General features: G+C 70.7%; 19 protein-coding genes. 3 read left to right on the forward strand and 16 right to left on the reverse strand.

All coding sequences use genetic code 11. From position 1 onward, the window contains the following. Positions 1-112: 112 nt before the first annotated feature. Positions 113-1,909, reverse strand: a complete 1,797-nt coding sequence (locus ACZ5ON_RS24270) for a DUF4192 domain-containing protein (protein ID WP_465596391.1) — start codon at positions 1,907-1,909, stop codon at positions 113-115. Between the two features lie 220 nt (positions 1,910-2,129). On the opposite strand from ACZ5ON_RS24270, the gene ACZ5ON_RS24275 reads away from it, so the two are divergent. Beyond that, complete coding sequence (locus ACZ5ON_RS24275; RefSeq protein WP_465596394.1) at positions 2,130-4,400, forward strand: DEAD/DEAH box helicase; 2,271 nt, start codon at positions 2,130-2,132, stop codon at positions 4,398-4,400. A gap of 277 nt (positions 4,401-4,677) precedes the next feature. Then, positions 4,678-5,298 carry a hypothetical protein gene (locus ACZ5ON_RS24280; protein WP_465596557.1) on the forward strand — a complete coding sequence of 207 codons (621 nt, stop codon included), beginning with the start codon at positions 4,678-4,680 and terminating at the stop codon, positions 5,296-5,298. A 371-nt stretch (positions 5,299-5,669) separates the two neighbouring features. On the opposite strand, the gene ACZ5ON_RS24285 is transcribed toward ACZ5ON_RS24280, so the two are convergent. The 15 genes from ACZ5ON_RS24285 to nrdR all read right to left on the reverse strand — a co-directional run bounded on the left by ACZ5ON_RS24285 (position 5,670) and on the right by nrdR (position 22,389). After that, positions 5,670-6,104, reverse strand: a complete 435-nt coding sequence (locus tag ACZ5ON_RS24285) for a hypothetical protein (RefSeq protein WP_465596397.1) — start codon at positions 6,102-6,104, stop codon at positions 5,670-5,672. A gap of 380 nt (positions 6,105-6,484) precedes the next feature. After that, a complete protein-coding gene (locus ACZ5ON_RS24290; protein WP_465596400.1) occupies positions 6,485-7,168 on the reverse strand; it encodes a ribonuclease HII in 684 nt (227 codons plus the stop codon). Positions 7,169-7,516: 348 nt separating this feature from the next. Next, positions 7,517-8,407: a carbohydrate ABC transporter permease gene (locus ACZ5ON_RS24295; protein ID WP_465596403.1), complete on the reverse strand. Its 891-nt coding sequence runs from the start codon at positions 8,405-8,407 to the stop codon at positions 7,517-7,519. Between the two features lie 167 nt (positions 8,408-8,574). Then, complete coding sequence (locus tag ACZ5ON_RS24300) at positions 8,575-9,576, reverse strand: carbohydrate ABC transporter permease (protein ID WP_465596406.1); 1,002 nt, start codon at positions 9,574-9,576, stop codon at positions 8,575-8,577. Positions 9,577-9,933: 357 nt separating this feature from the next. Further along, entirely contained in the window at positions 9,934-11,313 is a 1,380-nt protein-coding gene (locus ACZ5ON_RS24305; RefSeq protein ID WP_465596408.1) for an ABC transporter substrate-binding protein, read from the reverse strand. Between the two features lie 388 nt (positions 11,314-11,701). After that, a complete protein-coding gene (locus tag ACZ5ON_RS24310) occupies positions 11,702-12,913 on the reverse strand; it encodes a cytochrome P450 family protein (protein WP_465596411.1) in 1,212 nt (403 codons plus the stop codon). 144 nt (positions 12,914-13,057) lie between these two features. Further along, a complete protein-coding gene (locus tag ACZ5ON_RS24315) occupies positions 13,058-14,290 on the reverse strand; it encodes a cytochrome P450 (RefSeq protein WP_465596560.1) in 1,233 nt (410 codons plus the stop codon). A gap of 11 nt (positions 14,291-14,301) precedes the next feature. Beyond that, positions 14,302-15,051 carry a GTP-binding protein gene (locus ACZ5ON_RS24320; protein WP_465596414.1) on the reverse strand — a complete coding sequence of 250 codons (750 nt, stop codon included), beginning with the start codon at positions 15,049-15,051 and terminating at the stop codon, positions 14,302-14,304. Continuing rightward, positions 15,032-15,409, reverse strand: a complete 378-nt coding sequence (locus ACZ5ON_RS24325) for a DUF742 domain-containing protein (RefSeq protein WP_344638562.1) — start codon at positions 15,407-15,409, stop codon at positions 15,032-15,034. The genes ACZ5ON_RS24320 and ACZ5ON_RS24325 overlap by 20 nt, the downstream gene beginning before the upstream one ends. After that, positions 15,406-15,831 carry a roadblock/LC7 domain-containing protein gene (locus ACZ5ON_RS24330; protein ID WP_465596417.1) on the reverse strand — a complete coding sequence of 142 codons (426 nt, stop codon included), beginning with the start codon at positions 15,829-15,831 and terminating at the stop codon, positions 15,406-15,408. Before ACZ5ON_RS24330 ends, ACZ5ON_RS24325 begins: the two co-directional genes overlap by 4 nt. Further along, positions 15,828-17,651 (reverse strand): sensor histidine kinase, encoded by a 1,824-nt coding sequence (locus tag ACZ5ON_RS24335; protein WP_465596420.1) that lies wholly within the window; start codon positions 17,649-17,651, stop codon positions 15,828-15,830. Before ACZ5ON_RS24335 ends, ACZ5ON_RS24330 begins: the two co-directional genes overlap by 4 nt. Positions 17,652-17,874: 223 nt before the next feature. After that, positions 17,875-18,438, reverse strand: coding sequence for a Clp protease N-terminal domain-containing protein (locus tag ACZ5ON_RS24340; protein ID WP_465596423.1), 564 nt, complete (start codon positions 18,436-18,438; stop codon positions 17,875-17,877). Between the two features lie 2 nt (positions 18,439-18,440). Continuing rightward, the gene (locus tag ACZ5ON_RS24345) at positions 18,441-18,668 is read right to left on the reverse strand and encodes an RNA polymerase subunit sigma-70 (protein WP_465596426.1); all 228 of its coding nucleotides are present in this window, start codon (positions 18,666-18,668) and stop codon (positions 18,441-18,443) included. 156 nt (positions 18,669-18,824) lie between these two features. Then, on the reverse strand, positions 18,825-21,710 hold the full coding sequence (locus ACZ5ON_RS24350) for a vitamin B12-dependent ribonucleotide reductase (RefSeq protein WP_465596429.1): 2,886 nt from the start codon (positions 21,708-21,710) through the stop codon (positions 18,825-18,827). A 181-nt stretch (positions 21,711-21,891) separates the two neighbouring features. Continuing rightward, positions 21,892-22,389 (reverse strand): transcriptional regulator NrdR, encoded by a 498-nt coding sequence (gene nrdR, locus ACZ5ON_RS24355; protein ID WP_465596431.1) that lies wholly within the window; start codon positions 22,387-22,389, stop codon positions 21,892-21,894. Positions 22,390-22,715: 326 nt separating this feature from the next. Here nrdR and lexA point away from each other — a divergent pair, with 326 nt between their 5' ends. Next, positions 22,716-23,603, forward strand: a complete 888-nt coding sequence (gene lexA / locus ACZ5ON_RS24360) for a transcriptional repressor LexA (protein ID WP_465596434.1) — start codon at positions 22,716-22,718, stop codon at positions 23,601-23,603. Positions 23,604-23,674: the final 71 nt, after the last annotated feature.

Here is a 23,674-nt window from a genome sequence, read left to right on the forward strand (position 1 = left end):
GTGATCCGCCCGGTCGACGGCACGCGGCCCCATCGGCGCCGGGGCGGTTGCCACTTCGCGGTGGCCACCCCTCCGGCCCGGGCCGGCGAGGTCGCCCGGGGCGAGCACTCGCTCATGCCGGCTTCCTGTTCCACTTGGGAGTGCGACGTCGGCGAGCACCGCCGTGCTGCTGGACGGCAGCGCGCTGAGATGCCGCCGCCCCCGGCCTCACCGGTCGAAGCCTGCCCGACAGCCGCCGGCCCGCCTGACGGACCTGACTCCGTAGGCCGCCTCGGCCGGGGCGGCTCGGGTCTCCGCGATCGGCAGCCCGGTCCGATCGGCCGTAGCCGGCCTCGGGAGCCCGGACCTCGCCTGGCCCCCGACCTTCGTCGGCGCCGGAAGATGCCACCCCGCTCGCAGCGGCCGACGGCGCACAGTCCAGGTCCGGGACAACCGGAGTGCCCTCCCTGACGTTCGCACTGCCTCCGGCCTCCTCGTCGGGCACCACTGTCGTGGCCTGTTCGTCGGGCAGCCGACGACCCGCCCGTGCTGTGCCCGGTGGGGCGGCGGCCGGTGCTTCTTCGGACGGCGATCCACCGGCGGGTGTCCCGTCGATCGGTGTTTCAGGCGCCGGTGTTTCAGGCGCCGGGGTTTGAGGCGCCGGGGTTTGAGGCGCCGGGGTTTGAGGCGCCGGTGTTTCAGGCTTCGCCGTGTTGGTGACCGAGCCGGTTCCAGCGGCCCGCCCGGTCCCGGCGGCCGGAGCAGGCGGCTGATCGGCGGGCGAGGGAGCCCTGGAGGAGGGCAGCTCCGGGTCGCGGCGGACTGCCCGCTCCCGGCGCACGCTCTCCAGCAGTTGGTCCGGCAGCAACCCGCCGTTGAGCGACTCGTAGATCAGTTGTGCCAGCGTGTACTCGGGGTTGAGATCGAGTGCCTTCGCCAGCACGACCCGTGCCGTCGCGGAGTCGTCCGCGAGCCAGGACGTCCAGGCGAGCAGCGTCAGGGGCGCCGCCGCGAGGTGTTCAAAGGGCGGGACGCAGCGTTGCGCGAGGAAGCGCCAGAGCCGCTGAGCGGAGCCGAGTTCCTCCGCCTCCGCGTACTCGGCTGCGCGGTCCCTGCCCATCTTGTCCTGCAGGCCGACCAGCAGCCTCGCCGCGCGCTCGGGGGCGATCTGGCGCGCACCTGCCTGGAACTCGGCCATGCTCTCGTCGAGCAGCTCGACCGTGCGGGCCACCGCGGCCTGGCGACCACCCGGCCTGGTCATCTCGCGGAGCAGCTGGGGGCCCTCCCGCTCGATCGCCGCCCGCTGCGGCTCGTCGTCGGGCGATCCGATCGGCGCCAGCCCCGCGACGATCGATTTCCGGCTGCCCCTGGGGGCCAGCCCGGCGAAGGTGGCCGCCGCAGCGGCCGGGCTCACCGTCCCGGGCGTACGGACCGGTACGCCGCTGGGGTCGCAGCAGCCCGTCCCGGCGCAGAGGAAGGACCACCAGCGGCCGGCCGAGACGCACAGTGACTCCTTCACCACGACGTCCAGGTCACCGAACGCCTGGGCCAGGTACTGCGCCAGCGGTTTGAGCTCCGCGACCACACCGCGGCCGTCACCGCTCGCGGGGTCTCGACAGAGGTAGAGCAGCACCTGCTCGGGGCGGCGATCGCGCTGCTCGGACAGCTCTACCAGCAGTCGTGCCGTCTCCGTCCCCGTCGACCGCCACCGGGCGGGGTCGTCGGGGATGTCCAGCCTGATCACCCCGCCCTGCTGGAGGTGGGGGCCGCTCAGGCCCACGGCGACGATGCTGTCGTCGGGGAAGAAACCCAGCAGGTAGGGCAGCATTTCGGCCATGTCGGCCGGCCCTCGCATCCGGACGGGCAGCTGGGTGGGGAGGCGTCGCGGAACGGGCCCGAAGGGCGCGGCGGAAGTGAAGTCCTCGTTCATGCCGGGAAGCGTGCCGCAGCTCGGCACCCTGTGGCCGGGGCCGGCTCCAACCTGTGGACAAACCGGGGGTTACAGCACTAACTCACTCATTCGAGTGAATTAAAATTGGCAACATTTCCGGATAAATGGCACCAACTTGGCAGACTGTCCTCTGATATTCAGAACCCTGCCCATTCCCGGCATTCGCTGCTTGTCCGTCCCACCCGGTATCCATGGAGCCATGCACGCACCCATCGAAGCCCAAGACACCGCCCCCGACCGCCCCGCCGTCCGGGCCCAGGCGGAGGCCGTGCTGCGCGAGCTGGCCGGTCCCGGCGCCGCACTGCGCGAGGACCAGTGGCTCGCTATCGAGGCCCTGGTCATCGACCATCGCCGCGCCCTGGTGGTCCAGCGCACCGGTTGGGGCAAGTCGGCCGTCTACTTCATCGCCACCGCCCTGCTGCGCGCCCGCGGTGCGGGCCCGACCGTGATCGTCTCTCCACTGCTCGCCCTGATGCGCAATCAGGTCGACTCGGCCGGCCGGGCCGGGATCCATGCCCGGACCATCAACTCGGCCAACCCCGAGGAGTGGGACGAGATCCAGGCCGAGATCGCCGCCGGTGCGGTGGACGTCCTGCTGGTCAGCCCGGAGCGGCTGAACAACCCCGACTTCCGCGACCAGGTTCTCCCCAAGCTCGCCGCCGCCACCGGTCTGCTGGTGGTGGACGAGGCGCACTGCATCTCCGACTGGGGCCACGACTTCCGGCCCGACTACCGCCGGTTGCGGACCATGCTCGCCGAGCTGTCCCCCGGCGTGCCGGTGCTGGCCACCACGGCCACCGCCAACGCGCGCGTCACCGCGGATGTCGCCGAGCAGTTGGGGACGGGTGCGCCCGAGGTGAGCACGACCCGCTCCGCTACGGGGCCGGATGACGCGACCGCCCCCAGCACCGCGGGTACGCCGGGTGCCGACACTCGCGCGCTGGTGCTGCGCGGTCCGCTCGACCGGGAAAGCCTCAGTCTCGGCGTCCTGTCGCTGCCCGACCCCGCACACCGGCTCGGCTGGCTGGCCGACCATCTCGCCGAGCTACCCGGTTCCGGCATCATCTACACCCTCACCGTGGCCGCCGCGGACGAGGTCACGGACTTTCTGCGGGCCCGCGGCTACCAGGTCGCCTCGTACTCCGGACGCACCGAGGACGCCGAACGGCGCGCCGCAGAGGCGGATCTGCTGGCCAACCGGGTGAAGGCCCTGGTCGCGACCTCCGCGCTGGGCATGGGCTTCGACAAGCCGGATCTCGGCTTCGTGGTGCATCTCGGTTCACCGAGTTCGCCGATCGCCTACTACCAGCAGGTCGGCCGGGCCGGCCGCGGCGTGGCGCGGGCCGAGGTGCTGCTGCTCCCCGGCCGTGAGGACGAGGCGATCTGGCGGTACTTCGCCTCACTCGGCTTCCCGGCCGAAGAGCAGGTCCGCCGGACGATCGACGCCCTCGCCGAGGCCGGGCGGCCGCTCTCCACTGCCGCTCTGGAGCCGCGGGTCGACCTCCGCCGGGCACGGCTCGAGACCATGCTCAAGGTGCTCGACGTCGACGGCGCGGTCCGCCGGGTGCGTGGCGGTTGGACCGCCACCGGCGCGGCCTGGTCCTATGACGCGGCGCGCTACGCCAAGGTCGCCGAGTCCCGCGAGGCAGAGCAGCGGGCGATGCGCGAGTACGCGGCGACGACCGGGTGCCGGATGGAGTTCCTCCGGCGGCAGCTGGACGACGAGGCCGCATCGCCGTGCGGTCGTTGCGACAACTGCACGGGTGCACGGCACTCCTCGGAGGTCTCCGCCGAGGCGTTGGCGGCGGCCGGGGCCGCGCTCGGACGTCCCGGTGTCACCTTCGAGCCGCGTCGGCTCTGGCCCACCGGGATGGACGCGCTCGGCGTGGGGCTCAAGGGGAGGATCCCGGCGACCGAGCAGGCCGAGACCGGCCGGGCCCTGGGCCGGCTCTCGGACATCGGTTGGGGCACCCGGCTGCGCACGCTGCTCTCGGAGCAGACCCCCGACGGTCCTGTCCCGGCCGAGGTACGGGACGCGCTGGTCAGCGTGCTCACCGACTGGGCACGCGGCCCCGGTGGCTGGGCCGGCCCGGAGGCAGCCGACGGCAGCCGGCTCACACGGCCGGTCGGGGTCGTCACCATGGCGTCGTCCACCCGGCCGATGCTGGTGGAGAGCCTCGCCGCAGAGCTCGCCGCGATCGGACGGCTACCGCTGCTGGGCCGGTTGGAGTACGTCTCCGGCCGACCGCCGCACGGTCCGCGCAGCAACAGCGCCCAGCGGCTGAACACTCTCGCGGGCACGCTGGTAGTACCGGCCGGTCTCTCCTCGGCACTGGCGGCCACGCCCGGTCCCGTGCTGCTGATCGACGACCTGGTCGACTCCGGCTGGACGGTCACGGTGGCGGCACGACTGCTACGACAGGCGGGGGCGAGCGCAGTGTTGCCACTCGTGCTGGCGGTCCAGGCCTGACAAGTCGCCCACTCGTCCTGACGGTGCAGGCCTGCCGGCCGCGCATCGGCTCCGGCCGCCGTTTGCGCCGTCAGGCGAATGGTTCAGGTCCGGCTGCGGAATATGTATGGCAGATCGTCCGAATGCGGGCGGCATAGCTCTAGTCGTCGTTGCCGGTCGGACCGGTCTGACCTGAGAATTGGTCCGTACCCCGCTCACGGTCCAGTGGACCCGGCCTCCGGCGTACGCGGGTACTCGTACGCCCGGCGGGCGGGTCAGGAGGATCGCGATCAGCCGCATCGACCGACCTCGGTCTTCCTCCGCCCGGAAACGGTCCGTCGACCTGGAAACCTGGACCGACTCCGGGATCCCGTTGCTGCGCGCCCCACGCGAGCTCGTCACCGAACTGCACCGGTTGCACCTGCCGCAGCCGGGCACCAGCGTGGTGGCCGTGCTGGACGCCCGGCACCGTGTGACGGCCTCCGCATCGTTCGCCGCACGGCCGCATGTCGAGGACGGCTGGCACCACCGGAACGCGATTCTTGCCCACCTGCGGCAGATCACCCCGCACGACCTGCGGCTGGCGCGGCCCACCCGGACCGCAGTCCTGCTGCACTGCCGCGAGGGTTCCGGCGACTGGACGGAGCAGGACGGCCCTTGGATGTGGGCGCTGCGCGACGCGGCCACTCTGCACGGTCTGCGGTGCGGCTCGTACGTCGCCCTGACGCCGACCGGCTGGCGGTCGCTCGGCGACGGCCGTCACGGCCGCACACCTCACTCGGGTTCCTGGGCCGAGGGGCCCCTGCACACCGTCAGCGAACTCACGCCGCGTTCCGCCCAGGAGTCCGCCCCGGATTGGGCCTGGCGGCCGGTCGGTGTCACCTCGTTCAAGACCATCCGCCGCACGGCCGCGCGCTGACCGGCGTGTCGAGGGTCTTGCTCGAGCGGCCGTCGTGACGTGCCGGACCGCGGTCCGGACGGACTCGGCGGAACCGAGGGCACCGGCAGGACGGCTTCGGAGTACCGGGCCACCGTGAGGCGGTCGGTGTGAGCCTGCGTCAGCGAGGAGATGCCGACTCACAGATCCGAGAGGAGACCGACGTGGGAGGCCCCGCCCGGCGGATCGGCCGAGCGGACCGGCTCCGGTCCGGGTCCGGCCCGCCGCGAGCCTGACCGGTCCGTACCGGGCGGGACTGCCCGGCAGAACCGATCACTTGGCCCGAGCCGTTACGAGTTGGGCCTTTCGAGCTGAACCCGGGCGGCGGCGGACCGGTGTCAGAGCAGGCCGGCTCAGGCCGGGACCGGCCGGTTCGCATCCGGGAAGACCGCTGCCGTCAACTCGGGCTCGCCGCAGACCACCAGCAGCGCCCCGGCGTGGCCGAGCGCCTTCCGGGCCAGCTGATCGACCCGTGCGGACCGGGCCGCGTTCACGACCAGTACCACCACGTCACGCCGGAGCGGATTGGTCGCGGCGGCCTCCGCATAGAAGACATCTCCGCTTTCGGCGAGTTGGGCCCAGTACCGGTCCGCGCCGAAGGAGAGTTCGTGCTGCTGCCACGGGTGCGGCTCACCCACCGTCAGCACCAGGATGTCGCCGGGGCGGCGTCCGGACTCCAGCAGCAGGTCCACAGCCTCGTCCGCCCGCTCGATGACGTCCTCCACGGCGGCCGGAACCAGGCGCACCTCGGGCTGCCCGGCCGGGGCCGGGCGGCCGGCCGCGGGCACGGGGCGGCGAACACCGGGCCCCGGCTTGGGAATCGGCGTGCGAGCCGGAGGCGGCGTCGGTCGGGGCCCGCCGCTCGGCGGGGCCGGGCGCGGTGCCGCGGGCCGCGGCCCGGGCACGACGGCGCCGGACGCGGGAGCGACTCCGGCAGTAGGGCTCGCACTGCCGACGGCTGGCTTACGGGGGGCGTGTGCGTCCGACTCGCGGGGGAAGGGAACGCCGGGGCCCGGAATGCTCTCGTGGATCTCCGGCTCCTCGGGGAAGACAGGCATACCCGGATGTCTATCAAATGCCGGTCGGATGCGCACGGGCGCCCCACCTGTCGGGCACCCGCCAGGCGACCGGCCACCCGCGCGGGCAGGGGATGATTCGTCAGAAGTCGTCAGAATCCCAGCGAAAGCTGCTCGTCCTGCGGCTCCGCCGCCCTCCCCCGTTTCAGGTGGCTCCACTTGGGCAGCGCATCGAGGTAGGCCCAGGACAGCCGGTGGTGTTCGGTGGGCCCGTACTCCTCCAGCGCCAGCCGGTGCACCGGGGACGGGTAGCCCGCGTTCTCCGCGAAACCGTACGCCGGGTACGCCTCGCCGAGTTCTGCCATCAGACCGTCCCGGTGCACCTTGGCGAGGACGGAGGCGGCCGAGACGCAGATGCAGGACTGGTCACCCTTGATCACGGTGCGCACCCGCCAGGGGCCGCCGAGGTAGTCGTGCTTACCGTCGAGGATGACCGCGTCGGGCCGCACCGGGAGTGCCTCCAGCGCGCGCACGGCGGCGAGGCGCAGGGCCGCGGTCATGCCGAGCTCGTCGCACTCCTGCGGCGAGGCGTGGCCGAGCGCATAGGCGGTGACCCAGTCGGCGAGGACCGGGGCGAGTCCCGTGCGGCGGCGTTCGGTGAGCAGTTTGGAGTCGGTCAGACCCTCCGGAGGCTTGCGCAGACCGGTCACCGCCGCCCCGACCGTGACCGGCCCGGCCCAGGCTCCGCGCCCGACCTCGTCAAGGCCGGCCACCAACCGGGCACCGGCCCGACGGAGGGAGCGTTCGACCGAGTGGGTCGGCGGATCGTAGGGCATCGGAAGTCCTTCAGCTGTGTCCTGGGCGCCTCCAGCCTACGTGCTGGTACTCACCCCGTGACCCAGCCGGTGTGAACCCGGCGACGCCCCAAAGGAGATCCTGGCGCACGGCACATCCCGAGCCTTCGTGGTCGGTGCCTCACCGCGGTGGCCTGGTGGTGGCCGTGGTCGTCGTCAAGGCCAGGCGTGGCGACCTGCCCACCGAAGGCGCAGTGGCCGCGGTGCACTGACCGGCGCCAGGGGGTGGCGGGACGGGTCGTGACGACCACCCCACCACCTCCGCAGAGCCTGCCCGTGTGCGACGGCGCCGGGCGCGGACCCGGCCGACTCGGCCCGCCCCCGAGCCGCTCAGCCCTTGACCGATCCGGCCAACAGCCCCCGGACGAAGTAGCGCTGCAAGCTGAAGAAGACGATCAGCGGAACGATCAGCGAGAGGAACGCCCCGGCCGTCAACAGCTCCCAGCGGCCCCCGAAGGACCCGGAGAGCTGAGCCAGCCGAACGGTCATCGGCGCGGCCTCGGGGGTGCCGCCGGCGAAGGTGAGCGCGACCAGCAGGTCGTTCCAGACCCAGAGGAACTCGAAGATCGCGAACGAGGCCAAGGCCGGTGTGCAGAGCGGCAGCACGATCGACTTGAAGATCTTGAAGTGCGATGCCCCGTCCACCACCGCCGCCTCCATCAGATCTCTGGGCAGTCGCGAGATGAAGTTGTGCAGCAGAAAGGTGGCCAGCGGCAGCGCGAACATGGTGTGCGCCAGCCAGACCGGTACGTACGTTCCCCCCATGTCCAGAGCCGGAAGGATGGTCACGCTGCCCAGATGGGCACCACCGGAGAAGAGTTGGAGCAACGGGATCAGCGCCATCTGCAGTGGCACCACCTGCAGCGCGAAGATCACGAAGAAGACGGCGTCGCTGCCTTTGAAGCGCACCCAGGCCAGCGCGTACGCGGCCATCGCGGACAGCACCAGCGGGAAGACGGTCGCCGGAACGCTGATGGCCAGCGAGTTGACCAGATAGGGCATCATGCCACCGCTGACGCCGAACCCGCCCTCGAACAGCACGGTGTGGTAGTTGGAGAGGATCAGGTCGGGGTGGACGAAGACCTCCCACCAACCACTGCTCGACACTGCCTCCTTGGGGCGGAGTGAGGTGGCCAGCAGACCGAAGGTGGGTAGCGTCCAGAGCACCGTCACGGCGACCACGAAGACCGAGGCGAGCGGGCTGCTGAAGGATTTGCGCACAGCCTTCACCCCGGGGCGCACGGGTTGTGTCGCCTTCCTCCCCGAAGTCGACTGCGCCTTCGCCACAGGCTGTGCCCCGGGAGTGGGTCGCACATCCGGGATGGGCCGCGTCTCCGGAGCGGGCCGGGTCTTTGGAGCAGGATCGGAGGCGGGCACGGCCGCGTCGCTCATCGGGTCTCACGCTCCTTGCGCAGCTGAACGATGTTGTAGGCCACCAGCGGAAGGACAGCGAGGAAGAGGATCACCGCAAGGGTGCTGCCTCGGCCGCGGTTGTACTGCTCGAACGATTGCGAGTACATCTCGTTGGCCAGCACCTGGGTACCGAAGTTGCCGCCGGTCATGGTCCGGATGATGTCGAAGGCCTTCAGTGTGGTGATCATGACGGTGGTGAGCACCACCACCACCGTGGTCCGGATCATCGGCACCGTGACGAACCAGAACAGTTGCAGCCCGCGCGCTCCGTCCAGCCTGGCCGCCTCGGTGACCTCGTCCGGAATCGCCTTGATCGCGGCCGACAGCACCACCACGGCGAACCCGGTCTGCACCCAGACCATCACCGCCATCAACAGGAAGTTGTTCAACGGATGGGAGAGGATCCAGTTCGGCGGACGCGACCAGCCCAGACTGATGGCCAGTTGGCTGAGCAGACCGATCTGCGGTTGGGAGGGGTCACGGGCCTCGTAGACGAACTTCCAGATGATGCCGGCGCCGACCAGTGAGACCGCCATCGGCATGAAGATCAGCGACTTGTAGACCGCCTGCCGTTTCATCCGCTCGACCAGCAACGCCAGCACCAGCCCCAGCGCGGTGGCCGCCAGCGGCGCGATCACCAGCCAGAGCGCCGTATTGAGCAGCACCTGGTGGATGGAATCGGTGGTCAGCGCCCAGCCGTAGTTCCTCCCGCCCACAGAACGGGTGGAGTCGTCATTGCGGAAGCTGAGGTAGATCGTGCGGACCAGCGGGGCGACCAAACCGACGATCAGCAGAATGACGGCCGGACCCAGGAAGACCAGGACGGCCAGTGGACGCCCCAACCGGCCCGTCGCACGTCCAGCAGCGAAGAAGATCGCCAGCAGGACGCCCAGGAAGGCGGCGATGGCGCCGATGCTGTTCCCGAGTTTGACGGTGGCGTCGGTCCACGCGGAGTCGGCCAGCAGGGCCGCGCGCATAGAGAACTCCCTTCCTCGAAGCCCAGACCCACGGAAGCGAAAAGCGCAGGAGCGGAGAACACAGAAGCGGAGAGCAGAGAACCTGAGCAGGAAGCCGGAGCAGCAATCCGGGTGGCGCAGAACCAGGAGGCGCCCAACCGGCCGGCGCGGAACGGGGAATCGCAGGAACGGAAGCCGCACGAGCGGGAGACGGGGCAGCAGGAAGCGCAGCCGCCGCACGACGTGCGGATGCGGAGCACGCGGGCCGAGCGTACGGGCGTGAGGGCGCACGACACACCGAAGCCGGCCGATGGAACAACGGCAGGGTCCGAAACGGGCGGCGCAGGCGGGTGGTCCCGCGCCGCCCGTGGCGACTGTCTACTGCGGCCAGGCCGCGTCGATGTCAGCCGCCACCTTCGGGATGGCCTGTCCCTCGGCGAACCACTTGGTCAGCGACTTCCACTCCTGTGCGGCGCCGACAGCTGGCGGCATCATGTCGGAGGCATCGAAGCGGAACGTCGCGGTCGGGTCGGTCAGTGCCTCAGCGGAGAGCTTGTCGATCGGGTCGGTGTAGAGGCTCTTGTCCACACCCTGGTTGGCCGAGACCCAGCCCGTGGAGACCTTCACCCGGCTGCTCGCCCAGTCCGAGCTGGAGAGGTAGTTCTGCACCGCCTGCACCTCGGGCCGGTTGGAGAACGCGGTGACGAACTCGCCACCACCCTCGACCGGGCTGGGCACCGCCGGGTTCACCGCGGGAAGACGGAAGGCGAAGACGTCGCCGTCCGGGCCGATCTTCGTGCCCTTGGGCCACTGCGCCTGGTAGAACGAAGCCTGCTGCAGCATCCAGCACTTGTTGGTGAGGATCGGCGCCCCGGCATCCTGGAACGTGGTGGTGGCGATCGACTTCACGTCACCGAACCCGCCGTTCACCCAGGCCGGGTTCTGCATCCAGCCGGCCACCGTCCGCATGGCTGTGATGATCTTCGGGTCGCCGAACTTCACCCGGTGGCTGACCCACTGGTCGTAGACGTCGCCGCCGTACGAACCGAGCACCACCTCCTCCAGCCAGTCGGTGGCCGGCCAGCCGGTCGCGGTGCCGGAGCCGATGCCACCGCACCACGGCTTCCCGCCACCGGCCTTGGCAGTCCTGTCGCTGAGTGCCATCAGCTCGGCCCAGGTCTGCGGTACCTGGTAACCCGCAGCCTCGAACGCCTTGGGCGAGTACCAGACCAGCGACTTCATGTTGGCGCTCATCGGCGCCGCGTAGAAGGTGCCGTTGACCGAGCCGTAGGTCTTCCAGACCGGATTCCACTTGTCCTCGTTGGCCACCGTCTGGGCGGGCGGCTTCACGACCTTGCCGCTCTTCACCATCTGGGCCAGCAGGCCGGGCTGCGGGATGATCGCGAAGTCCGGAGCGTTTCCGCCGGTCACGCGCACCTGAAGCTGCGACTCGAAGTCGTTGGAGCCCTCGTACGAGATCTTGATGCCCGTACAAGTACTGAACTCGGCCCAGGACTTCTCCAACGAGTCCGACTCCGGGCTGAGAATCGAGGCGTACATCGTCACCTTGGTTCCCGAATGCCCCGCGTACGCCTGGTACTTGGCGCAGTCGCCGGTCAGGGTCGGAAGCGTACCGCTACTGCCCTTCGAACCGGACGTGCCGTTGGAACAGGCTGCGGCGAGCGCAAGCGCGAGGACGGCCGGTACGGCGAGTGAACGGCGGCGGGCGGACAGGGCCGGCCATGGGTTCCGGATCATCGGCGGCCTGTGGTGGCGATCGTGGCGAGGGTCATGGCGGTCCTCCTTGCCAGGGCTTGGGATGCCTGCGGTGAGAGAGAACTACGCTGCGCTGTACCGGAGATCGACTGAACCTGACTGCGCTGAACCTGAGAACGGCGGGCCTGAGGCCGGCGGGCCCGATAGCGGCGGACTGAGGTCGACCGGATCCGAGATCGGCTGCGGAGTGGGCGGAAGGCCGCGTGGAAGAGGCCGACCGGCCTGGGCTGGCTTGAAGACGTTAACCCACTGGTCACCCGGCGCCAAGGTGTGCGTTCGACCTTCATCCGCCGGTGCCCGCTTTGTGACCGGGCCGTGCTGGGGACCGGCCGGCGACCGCCACCGACCGGCCCCGCCGCACACCGTCCGATCACAACCGGACCGGCAGCTCCCGCAGGCTGTTCACGACCATCGCCGGAGTGGGCCGCAACTCGCTTTCCTCCACTGCCAGTTGCAGGCCGGGGAAACGCTCGAACAGGGCCGGGAGCGCGATCGACGCCTCCAGCCGGGCCAGCTGCGCGCCCGGGCAGACATGCGGCCCGTGCCCGAAGGAGAGGTGCCGGGCCGGGTCCCGGGTGACGTCGAAGATCTCGGCGGTGACACCGTGCTGCGCCGGATCCCGGCCGATCGCGCTGTACGAGACCAGCACCGCATCCCCCTCGGGGATCACCGTGTCTCCGTACGCTATGTCCTCGGTCGCGAAGCGGAACAGGAAGTTGCTGGTCGGCGGCGTCCAGCGGAGTGACTCCTCGACCACCGCCGTCCACTCCACCTCGCCCGAGCGGACCAGTGCCAGCTGATCGGGATGGGTGAGCAGGGCGCGCACCGCGTTGGTGATCAGGTTGACCGTGGTCTCGTGGCCGGCCGCGATGATCACCCGCAGGGTGGCCGCCGCCTCCTCGTCGCTCAGCGCACCGCCCTCCGGGGCGCCCTCGGTGTCGGCCGCCAGCAGAGCGCTCGCCAGGTCGTCGCCCGGCTGCGCCCGGCGCTTGGCGACCAGATCGTCGACGAAGGCATTGAGTGCGGTGATCGTCTGCTGAACCTGGACCGGGTCCTTGACGCTGCTGAAGAAGCGCTCGTACAGCTCGCGCACATAGGCGTGGTCCGCCTCCGGCACGCCGAGCAGTGAACCGATCACGGTCATCGGCAGCGGAAAGGCGAACGCGGTCTTCAGGTCGACCACCGGCCCCAGATCGGCCAGCCGGTCGAGCAGTTCGGCAGCGATCTTCTCCACCGCCGGACGCATCAGCTCCACCCGGCGGGGCGTGAACGCCTGCGCGACCAGCGCACGCAGCCGACGGTGCTCCGCACCGTCCGTGGCCACCATGCTCCGGCGGGGCAGCGCCAACCCGATCAGCGGCCAGGTCTTCGGCACCTCCCCACGCTGATACGCCGCCCAGTGCTCGGCACTCTTCACCAGCCGCTGATCCGTCAGCAGATCACGCGCGGCGGCATGCCGGGTGACCGCCCAACCCCGCACCCCCATCAACTCCACGGGCACCACCGGCCCTGCCGCACGCAGCAGCGCACCTTCGGCCGCATTGTCACGGGCCAACGGGTCCATCACTATCGGGGCGGTCATCCGCTCCCTCTCCTCAGGTAGGCGATCCTCGGGTGGACAGACGGAATCGGACGAGGTGGTTCGGACGGACCGACCCGGGTCGGCCGGATCAGCGGCCCGGATCGGAGCACGCCGCCCCGGACAGCATCGGGCGGGCGGCCGTGCTCAACCGAGCGCGTGCCCCGGGGTGAAGGCCACCGGCAGTGCCACCAGCGCCCGTACCCAGGCGGAGGGCCGCCAGACCAGGGCGCTCTCGGCCGCTGCCAGCCGTACGTCCGGCAGCCGGTCCAGCAACACCTCGATGGCCGTCGCGGCGATCACCTCGGCCGCCTCCTGCGCCGGGAAGGGGCAGCTGTGCGGACCGTAACTGAAGCTCATGTACGCCCGGTTGCCCTCCGCCGGGACACCGTTCTCCTGCCGGACGGTCGGATCGGCGTTGGCTCCGGCGAAGCCGAGCAGAACCATGTCCCCGGCCGCGATCCGCTGACCGCCCAGCTGGGTGTCCCTGGTCGCCCAGCGGCCCGCGAAGATCTGGGTCGGGGTGTCCTCCCAGAGTGCCTCGGCCAGCGCCTGGCTGACGCTCCGTCGGCCGCCGGAGAGCGAGGCGGCGAAGCGCTCGTCGGTCAGCATCAACCGCATCGCGTTGGCGATCCAGTAGGCGTTGGGCTGGTGGCCGGCGATCAGGATCACCCGCATGTCGCGCATGACCTCCTCGTCGCTCAGCCCGGCCTCGTGGGCCAGCAGCCACGAGGTGACGTCCGCTCCCGGACGCTCGCGCTTCTCCCGCACCAGTCGCAGCATGATGTCCAGCAGCTCCTGCGCCGCCGCCAGCGCGTCCACGCCGCCGTCCAGCATCGCGAGCAGGCTGCTGATCAGCCTCGGCGCCTCGTCCTCACCCAGCCCGAAGAGACGGCAGAGCACCAGCAGTGGCAGCCGGTGCGCGTACTCCGCGACCAGGTCCGCCTCGCCCCGGCCCGCGAACTCGTCGATCAGGCCGTCGGCGATCTCCTCGCAGTACTTCTTCAGCTCGTACGGGTCCACGCCCGCGAGCGCGTCCGTCACCGCGGCCTTCCGGCGCTGGTGTTCCTCGCCCTCGACGTAGAGGAGCGAGGGCGCCGGCTCCATCATCGGCCTCAGAGGCCAGTCCGCCGGGATCCTGGACCACATGTTCCAGCGGGTGGAGTCCCGTCCGAAGACCTTGGGCTGGCTGGTCACCAGCTGCAGCTCGCGGTACCCGATCACCAGCCAGGCCGGCACGCCGCCCGCCAGCTCGACCGGCGCGACCGGACCGTGGGTCCCGCGCAGCTCCTGGTAGAGCTGCCCGGGGTCGGTCTGGAAACGGGGACCGTACAGCGGGGCCGCGTTCGCGTGCGCCGGGCATCCCGGCGGCGGGGTGATCGCGGGCTCGGTCACGGGGTGCACTCCTCTAGGCGGAACTCGGCGGGCAGATCAGCGGGGAACTCTGCAGGCGTCCCGGCGAACGGCCCCACCGGCCGGTCGGACACCGGCTCAGGCTCGGCCGACAGCGCGGGCGAAGCGGGCAGCTCGGCTCCGGCACCCGCCAGGCGGTACAGATGGCGGACGAGCTCGATCAGCACCTGCTTGCTGGACTCCCGGTCCCGGGCGTCGCAGTCCACCAGCGGCACCTCGTCCGGGAGGTCGAGCGCCGCCCGGACCTCCTGCAGCGTGTGCTCGGGCCCGGTGAAGTTGTTGCGGGCCACGATGAACGGCGTGCCGTGGTGCTCAAGCCGGTCGATCGCGTACCAGGAGTCCTCCAGCCGCCGGGTGTCCACCAGCACCACGGCGCCGAGGGCGCCGGTGAACAGGCGGTCCCAGAGGAACCAGAAGCGCTCCTGGCCCGGGGCCCCGAACAGGTACAGCACGTTCCGGTCGTTCAGCGTGATCCGGCCGAAGTCGAAGGCGACCGTGGTCGAGCGCTTGCCCTGGATCCCCGACAGGTCGTCGATGCCCTCGCCCGCCTTGGTCATCGTCTCCTCGGTGGTGAGCGGACGGATCTCGCTCACCGAACCGACCAGGGTGGTCTTGCCGACACCGAAACCACCCACCACGACGATCTTCAGACCGTTCTCCGCCGTGCTGCGCAGCGGGGTGATGCCGCGCGGCTCTCTGCCGTGGGTGTCAGAGCCGTTGGAGTCCATGCAGCACCTGCTTCAGCGTGTCGAGGTCGGGCAGCCGGGCCTTGGTCGGCGCGAACCGGGGGTGCCGCGCGGTGATCCGGTGGGTCTCCAGCAGGTCCCCCAGCAGGATCTTGACGATGCTCACCGGCAGGGCGAGCTCGGCCGCGATCTCCACCACGGCCGTGGGAGTCCGGCACAGTTCAAGGATCCGGACGTGCTCGGACTGCATGCCTGGAACCGGCGCCTGCTCGCTGACGATCAGCGTGACCAGGTCGAAGGCGTGCTCCGGCGGGCGGCTGCGTCCCCGGGTGACGGTGTAGAGCCGGTCCGGGTCCTCGTCACGGCCCGGCAGGCCCGGAAGTCCAGGCCGCCCGGTCACACCGCGGCCTCGTTCCCGGTCACGTCCGTCCGGGGCGGCGCGCTCAGCAGCGTGCCGATCTGCTCGATCAGACCGTGCATGTTGTGGCCGACCACGCCGACGTCCGCGTCGTCGTCCGTGACCACGGCCAGGTGCGCGCCCTCGCCGGCCGCCACGATGCACAGGATCCCGCCGTGGAACTCCGTCATCGACTGCCGGACCCCGCCGGTGCCGTCACCGAACTCGATCGACGCCCCGTGGGCCAGGCTCTGCATCCCGGAGGCGATCGCCGCCAGCTGGTCGGCCTGGTCGACGCCAAGACCCGAGGTGTGGCAGAGCTTGAGACCGTCGGCCGAGAGCACCAGCGCGTGCCGGGCGCCGGGCGTACCGGACAGCAGGTTCTCCAACAGCCAGTCGAGGTCGCGGTCGGTGCTGCTGCTCATCGGGAGTCATCCTTCGGGAGGGCGTCGGTGGTGTCGGGCCCCTGCTGGAGGGCCCTGCGGAAGGCGCCGAACCGGGCCGCTGAGACGGCCGAGTCGGCTGGTACGGGCTGCGCCGACAGCGCGGGCGCGGACGGCTTGGCCGACGGCTGGGCCGCCGCCAGGGTCTGGCCCCGGCGGCGCTGCGGCAGGCTGCCGGCCGTGGCGGGCCGGCCGTCACTCGTCCCCGGGTCACCGGTGGCCGTGGTACCGGCCGCCGACTCGGACCGCCCCTGCTCGGAGCGGGTACCCGATGTGAGGGCGGAGGGCGAACGGCTCGGTTCGAGCGCGGGGCGCACCCGCTCCGGCCGGACCTGCTCGGCCCGCGGCCGTTCGGTGCGGCCGTGTTCGGCCCGGCTCTGCAGCCCGTCTCCCGCACCGGTACGGGCGGCCGCCAGAGCCCGGCTTGCGGCGGGGCCCGGGTGCGTGACCAGCCGCTCGGGGATCAGCATGACCACGCCGGTCCCGCCCCGGGCGGACGGCCGGAAGGAGATCGACAGGCCGTGCTTACGCGCCAGCGAACCGACCACCGCGAGGCCGAGCCGGGTACCGGCGGAAAGCTGCGTGAGGTCCAGCGGGGCGGCCGACACGGCCTGCTCGGCGCGGCGCAGCCAGCTCTCGCTCAGCCCGAGACCGCCGTCCTCGACGGTGATCACCAGGCCGGAGTGGACCTCCTCGACGTAGACGTGCACCTCGGCCGGCGGAGCCGAGAAGTTGGCGGCGTTGTCGAGCAGTTCGGCCAGCGCGTGCATCACGCCCTCGGCCGCGAAACCGGCCACCGCGGCGGTGCTGGCGGAGTGCAGCCGCACCCGCTGGTAGGCACCGATCCGGCCGAGCGCACCGCGCAGAATCGATTCGACGCCGATCGGCTTGGTCCAGCGCCGCCCGGAGCGGGCACCGGTCAGCACCGCGATGCTGTCCGCCATCCGGCCGACCTGGGCGGTGGAGTGGTCCAGGCTGAGCAGGTCACCGAGGACGTCCTCGCCGTGCTGGTGCTGCATCTCGCGCAGCTCGGCGTGCATGCTGGTGGCCAACGCCTGCACCCGGCCGGCGGCCGTGGCGCACACCGCGAGGGCCGCCGCCCGCTGGCGTTCGCCGCGGCCGACCTCCTCGGCCACCGTGCGCAGCAGCCCGGCGTGGGTGACGGCGGTGTGCGGCGCCAGTACGGAGTCCACCGAGCTGCCGGAGCGCAGCCGGGCGACCACCTCGGGCAGCACCTCGTCGGTGAGCCGGGCCAGTTCGGCGCGTTCGTGCTCGTCGGCTTCGGTGCGCTCGCGCAGTTCGGCCGCCGTCTCGTCCATCCGCTCGCGCAGCGCCGCGAGTTCGACCTCGCTCCGCTCGCGCAGTTCCACCGTCGCCGCCTCGGCGTCCGCCAGTGCGGTGCCGGCTGCGGCGAGTTCGGCCCGGACGGACTCGGCGTCGTTCTGCGCTGCGGTGAGGTTGGTGCGCAGTGCGGTCACGGAGGCCCGGGTGGTGGCCAGCTCCGACTGCAGCGCCGTGGACCGGGAGCGGATGTCCGTCAGCTCGTAACGGGCGGTGGCGAGTTCTTCGCGGATCCGGCGGAAGCGCTCGGCCTGTCGGCACGCCACCACGACCAGGGCCGACCACAGGACCATGCCGCCCGCCACGGTCGCGGCGACCGCGGTCCGCTCGGCGTCCGGGACGACCGCGACGGCGACGGCCCCGGTGGCCGCTCCCACCAGGATCCCGGCCGCTGCCCAGAGCGCGGTTCTGCCGTTCGGGTGCGGGTGCGCCACGCGGTAGAGGCGCGTGCGAGCTCTCATCAACCTGATCCTCGGGGGCGGGCGTCAGTGCGGACCGAACGACAGCGCGCCACTGTCCGGGGCCCGACGGGGGAAGGCTCCGAACAGTCGACAAATACACGCGGTCGACAGATCATATCCATTCACCCTATTTGCTCAACCGTCCAGTTGACAGACCGTCTCGCTCGCTAGCGCTCCGTATCGAAACCCGGCCGGACCCGACTTGCCACCAGGGGACGGGGGATCAAGCCGCCTGTGCCGTGAGCGCCCGGATGACCTCCTGTTCCGCCGCGGCCGGATCCAGGCCGTACTCCCGGATCGCCAGAACCGCGACGCCGCCGCCCTCACGCAGCAGCCCCACCAGGATGTGCCCGGCCTCGATCCGGCCACCGCCCGCCCGGCCGGCCTCCTGGAGTGAGAGCGAGAGTGCCCGCTTCGCCCGGTCGGTGAACCGGGGCACACCGATCCTCCGCCGCTGCTTCGCCGCCACGGGCGCGGCATCCAGCGCGCCCGGCCCGAAGCTCGCCTCCACCGCCCCCCTGATCGCATCCAGGTCGACCCCGATTGAGGCCAGCGCCGCACTGTCGACATCCGGATGCGGGGCGCCCAGCAGCCGTGTCACCGTTCCGCGCGCGGTCACCAGGTCGAACCCGGCCCTCGCGAGCACGGCCGCCGCCCGGTCCTGCGGCTGACCGAGGACTCCGAGCATCAGATGCTCCGTCCCGATGAAGTCGTGCCGCAGCCTCATCGCCTCCTCACGCGCCAGGACCACCGTCCGCCGCGCCCCTTCAGTGAACCGTTCGAACATCCTCAGTCCCTCCCCGCCCCGAAACGCTTGGCGTACTTCTTGTGCACCGCCTGCCGGCTGACCCCGAGGCAGGCCGCGATCTCCTGCCAGGACCACGCCAGCCCCCGCGCGTTGCCGACCTGCAGATCCTCCAGCCGGTCCGCCAGATCGCGCAGTGCCCGCACCGCCCGCAGGCCCACGGCCGGATCCCGGCTGCTCGCGTCGGCCGCGAGCTGCTTCGTGTCGCTCATACCGTCAACCTAGGTTGACACAACCCGCTATGTCAACCAAGGTTGACGAATCTCCTGCCGGCGAACGCGAAAAGGCGGGGCGAGGACTCGAAAGTCCTCGCCCCGCCCTCGGAACCGCCCCTCAGGACGGGTTCAGCTCAGCGGATCCGGAAGTGATCAGCTGCAGCCGCTGGTCGAGCCGCAGCCCTCGCAGAGGTAGCAGCTTCCGGCCCGGCGCATCTTGGTGCCGCAGGAGAAGCAGAGCGGTGCGTCCGCGTTGAGGCCCTGCTGGATCTCCAGCAGCTCGGTGGAGTTGTGGGCCTGGGCCTTGGGGGCCTTCGGCTGCTCGGCCACCGGCTGCTGGACGACGGGCTTGGCCGCGACCGGCGCGGACTGGGCCAGGCCCTCCACGTCGACGTCCTCGGGATCGATCGGCTCGTAGGAACCGGTCTCCAGGTGACGCTGGCGCTCCTCGACGGAGTGGATGCCGAGCGCGGAGCGGGTCTCGAAGGGCAGGAAGTCCAGCGCCAGGCGGCGGAAGATGTAGTCCACGATGGACTGCGCCATCCGCACGTCCGGGTCGTCGGTCAGACCGGCCGGCTCGAAGCGCATGTTGGTGAACTTCGAGACGTACGTCTCCAGCGGGACGCCGTACTGCATGCCGACCGAGACCGCGATGGAGAAGGCGTCCATCATGCCCGCGAGGGTCGAACCCTGCTTGGACATCTTCAGGAAGACCTCGCCCAGGCCGTCGTCCGGGTAGGAGTTGGCGGTCATGTAGCCCTCGGCGCCGCCCACCGTGAAGGAGGTGGTGATGCCGGGGCGGCCCTTCGGGAGGCGCTTGCGCACCGGGCGGTACTCGACCACCTTCTCGACCGTGGGCTCGGCGGCCTTCTCCTCCTTGGCCTTCTTGGCCGAGAGCGGCTGGCCGACCTTCGAGTTCTCGCGGTAGATCGCGAGCGCCTTGACGCCCAGCTTCCACGCCTCGAAGTAGATCTCCTCGACGTCCTCGACGGTCGCGGTGGACGGCATGTTGACCGTCTTGGAGATGGCGCCGGAGATCCACGGCTGGATCGCCGACATCATCCGCACGTGGCCCATCGGCGAGATGGAGCGCTCGCCCATCGCGCAGTCGAACACCTCGTAGTGCTCGGCCTTCAGCCCGGGGGCGTCCACCACGTTGCCGTGCTCGGCGATGTGGGCGACGATCGCCTCGACCTGCTCGTCCTGGTAGCCCAGGCGCTTCAGGGCGCGCGGGACGGTGCCGTTGACGATCTGCATCGAGCCGCCACCGACCAGCTTCTTGAACTTGACCAGGGCCAGGTCGGGCTCGACGCCGGTGGTGTCGCAGTCCATCATCAGGCCGATGGTGCCGGTCGGGGCGAGCACCGAGGCCTGCGCGTTGCGGAAGCCGTTCTGCGCACCGAGGCGCAGCACGTCCTGCCAGGTCTCGCTGGCCGCGGCCCAGACCGGGGCATCCAGGTCGTCGTGGGCGCGGGCGGCGGAGTTGGCGTCCGCGTGCTGCTGCATGACCCGCTGGTGCGGGGCGGCGTTGCGGGCGTAGCCGTCGTACGGGCCCACCACACCGGCGAGTTCGGCACCGCGGCGGTAGGCGGTACCGGTCATCAGCGAGGTGATGGCACCGGCCAGCGCGCGGCCGCCCTCGGAGTCGTAGGCGTGGCCGGTGGCCATCAGCAGGGCGCCGAGGTTGGCGTAGCCGATGCCGAGCTGGCGGAAGGCGCGGGTGGTCTCGCCGATCTTCTCGGTCGGGAAGTCGGCGAAGCAGATGGAGATGTCCATCGCGGTGATGACCAGCTCGACGACCTTGGCGAAGGTGGCGGCGTCGAAGCCCTGCACACCGTTGGACGCCGTGTCCTCGCGCAGGAACTTCATCAGGTTCAGCGAGGCCAGGTTGCAGCTGGAGTTGTCCAGGTGCATGTACTCGGAGCAGGGGTTGGACGCGTTGATGCGGCCGGACTCCGGGCAGGTGTGCCAGTGGTTGATGGTCGAGTCGTACTGGATGCCCGGGTCGGCGCAGGCCCAGGCGGCCTCGGCCATCTTGCGGAACAGCTTCTTGGCGTCGACGGTCTCGATGACCTCGCCGGTCATCCGGGCGCGCAGGCCGAAGGTGTCGCCGTTCTCGACCGCCGTCATGAACTCGTCCGAGACGCGGACGGAGTTGTTGGCGTTCTGGTACTGGACGGAGGTGATGTCGTCGCCGCCGAGGTCCATGTCGAAACCGGCGTCGCGCAGGGCGCGGATCTTCTCCTCCTCCTTCACCTTGGTCTCGATGAAGGCCTCGACGTCCGGGTGGTCGACGTCGAGCACGACCATCTTGGCCGCCCGGCGGGTGGCGCCACCGGACTTGATGGTGCCGGCCGAGGCGTCGGCGCCGCGCATGAAGGAGACCGGACCGGAGGCGTTGCCGCCGGAGGAGAGCAGCTCCTTGGAGGAGCGGATGCGGGAGAGGTTCAGGCCGGCGCCGGAGCCGCCCTTGAAGATCATGCCCTCTTCCTTGTACCAGTCGAGGATCGACTCCATGGAGTCGTCGACGGACAGGATGAAGCAGGCGCTGACCTGCTGCGGCTGCTTGGTGCCGACGTTGAACCAGACCGGCGAGTTGAAGCTGAACACCTGGTGGAGGAGGGCGTGGGTCAGCTCGTGCTCGAAGATCTCGGCGTCTTCGGAGGTGGCGAAGTAGCCGTGCTTCTCACCGGCGGCGCGGTAGGTGAGCACCACGCGGTCGATGATCTGCTTGAGGCTCCACTCGCGCTGCGGGCTGCCGACGGCGCCGCGGAAGTACTTGGACGTGACGATGTTCACGGCGTTGACCGACCAGAAGTCGGGGAACTCGACTCCCCGCTGCTCGAAGTTGATCGAGCCGTCACGCCAGTTGGTCATGACGACGTCACGCCGCTCCCAGGTGACCTCGTCGTAGGGGTGGACGCCAGGGGTGGTGTAGATGCGCTCGATCCGGAGGCCGTCCTTGGGGCCCTTGCCGGCCGCCTTGGTCGCCTTCTCGGACTTCGACCCGCGTGCGGAACCGCTCGTCGTGTCTGTCACTTTCTCCTCCTCCTGGGCAAACGCCCCGGATGCCCCGATGCTTCCGGGCATCGCTGGCTCGCTTTTCCTGGTGTGCGGGCAGCCGGAGGTGTCGGCAGCCTGTGCACGGTTTGTGTTGTTCTGCGCACCGTTTTCGGGCGCGCGTCGGCCACGACGGGCCAACTGGTGCCGACCGGCCGTACTAGGGCGCGGCAGCGGGGGACGGCACGGCTCCGGCGCCGTCCGTGGCGAAGGGCCGCTCGGCGCGGAGCTCCGCGATGGCGGCCTCGAAGTCTTCGAGATCGTCGAAGGCGCGGTAGACCGAGGCGAACCTCAGGTACGCGACCACGTCCAGTTCCTTGAGCGGGCCGAGTATGGCCAGACCCACGTCGTGGGTCGAGAGCTCGGCACTGCCACTGGCCCGGACGCACTCCTCGACCCGCTGGCCGAGCTGGGCCAGCGCGTCCTCGGTGACCGGTCGGCCCTGGCACGCCTTGCGGACGCCGGAGATGACCTTCTCCCGAGAGAACGGTTCGGTGACACCGCTGCGCTTGATGACCATCAGGGTGGCCGTCTCCACCGTGGTGAAGCGGCGGCTGCAGTCCGGGCACTGGCGACGACGGCGGATCGAGCTCCCGTCGTCACTGGCGCGGCTGTCCACAACACGGCTGTCCGGGTGCCGGCAGAAGGGGCAATGCATCCCGAGGACTCCCAACCAGGCGTGACAGCAGACCTGGACCACTGTACGCGATAGAGGAGGCTGAACCACAACTTGTGGGCCCAGGCGAGGACACTAGCCACAAGATCTAGGTCTGGACGCTCGCCACGCCGCTGCGGGTCGAGATCTTCACAGGGAGTGAAATAGACTGTCGCCATCGAACATTTAATCGATGTACACCCAAAACCTTGATCGAGTCAGCCCACTTCGAAATAATTCACTCGAACGTGTGTTTGGCGCAACCTTTCGATAGGTGCACCAGTTGAGCTGGACAAGAGGGAGAACGCCTGTCGAGAAGAGGGGCCGCCATGAACACCGTCGATACCAAGAGCAACTCCATCCCGGTGCAGGAGCGTTCCGAGCGCACCATGGACCAGCAGAGCGTGGACGTCAGCATGAGCCGTAGCGAAGACCAGCGCCTGGCCGGTGCCACCCTGGCCGGTCCGACCGGATCGGGCCGCCTCCCGGACCAGCCGATCGAACACGCCGCCGCCCCGGACTCCCAGCTCGGCGTCGCGGCCCCCACCCGCTCGCTCCCCGGCCGGCCGCCCGGCATCCGCACCGACGAAGCCGGGCTGACGGAGCGCCAGCGCCGGGTCATCGAGGTGATCCGGGACTCCGTCCAGCGGCGCGGCTACCCGCCGAGCATGCGGGAGATCGGCCAGGCGGTCGGCCTCTCCAGCACCTCCTCCGTCGCCCACCAGCTGATGGCCCTGGAGCGCAAGGGCTTCCTCCGCCGCGACCCGCACCGCCCCCGGGCGTACGAGGTCCGCGGCGTCGAGGTCGCCCGGCCCAACACCGCCGAGGCCGCCGGCCGGCCCTCCACCTCGTACGTCCCACTGGTCGGCCGGATCGCCGCCGGCGGGCCCATCCTGGCCGAGCAGACGGTCGAGGACGTCTTCCCGCTGCCCCGTCAACTCGTCGGCGACGGCGAGCTGTTCGCGCTGACCGTGCGCGGTGACTCGATGATCGAGGCCGCCATCTGCGACGGCGACTGGGTCACGGTACGCCGCCAGCCGGTCGCCGAGAACGGGGACATCGTGGCCGCCATGATCGACGGCGAGGCCACGGTCAAGCGGCTCAAGCGCGAGGACGGCAGGATCTGGCTGATGCCGCACAACCCGGCGTACGAGCCCATCCCCGGGGACAACGCCACCATCCTCGGCAAGGTCGTCGCAGTCCTCCGCCGGCTCTGAACGGCGCCGCCGGCACCACAGCGCAAGCCCTTTCAGCAGGGGCGGGGAGAGCCACCGGAGGCACCGGGCTC

Source organism: Kitasatospora sp. NPDC032150 (assembly GCF_055579945.1).